Source organism: Bartonella sp. MR168JLCBS (assembly GCF_042194175.1).
Genome location: NZ_JBHIMP010000308.1, coordinates 1 through 773, shown reverse-complemented (window position 1 = coordinate 773; position 773 = coordinate 1). Strand labels below are relative to the sequence as shown.

At 48.4% G+C, this 773-nt stretch carries 3 pseudogenes; all 3 read left to right on the top strand.

The annotated features are described in order from the left end of the window. Positions 1-187, top strand: a pseudogene (locus ACFIK8_RS11075) (hypothetical protein); the annotation flags it as partial. Further along, positions 175-429, top strand: a pseudogene (locus ACFIK8_RS11070) (hypothetical protein); the annotation flags it as partial. The pseudogenes ACFIK8_RS11075 and ACFIK8_RS11070, both read left to right, overlap by 13 nt. Next, positions 386-773: pseudogene (locus ACFIK8_RS11065) on the top strand (hypothetical protein); the annotation flags it as partial. The pseudogenes ACFIK8_RS11070 and ACFIK8_RS11065, both read left to right, overlap by 44 nt.

Here is a 773-nt window from a genome sequence, read left to right as displayed (position 1 = left end):
AACGGATCAAGCTTTTGCCTCCACAGATCAAGTGCCTGTCTCCACAGACCACGCACTCTTTTCGACGAACCAGATGCCTGTCTCAACAAACCACGCACTCTTTTCGACGAACCAGATGCCTGTCTCAACAAACCACGCACCTTCCTCAACGGACCAGGCTTTTGCTTCGACAGATCAGAAAGTTTGAGCGAAAAGCAAACACGTTAGCAAGAAAAGAAGTTTCGCGATTCTTAGGATGCAAAAAGTAGCAAAGAAATGTTTAAAGAAAATTGGCAAACCACATGGTGCAACTGGTCTCAAAGTGAGATTGAACGGATAAAAGAACACCAGGAAAAACTTGCAGTTTTTTCCTCTCATCCCACCCACGCACAACATTGCAGTGACAATGATGCTCTTTACCGCAGTCTCATCAACTACCGCACGCATTAACATGAGCACAATTTTTGAAATCAAACAGAAGCTTTCGTCTCAAACGGAGGCAAAAGCAAAGCCAACAGCCTCGCAGTGTGAAGCAATTTTGTTTGGCTGGCAAGCCCTTGCCTCTACGAACCAAGTGCCTGTCTCCACAGACCGCGCACCTTCCTCAACGGACCAGGCTTTTGCCTCAACAGATCAGACACCTATCTCCACAAACCGCGCACTCTTTTCGACGAACCAGACGCCTGTCTCCACAGACCGCGCACCTTCCTCAACGGATCAAGCTTTTGCCTCCACAGATCAAGTGCCTGTCTCCACAGACCGCGCACCTTCCTCAACGGATCAAGCTTTTGCTT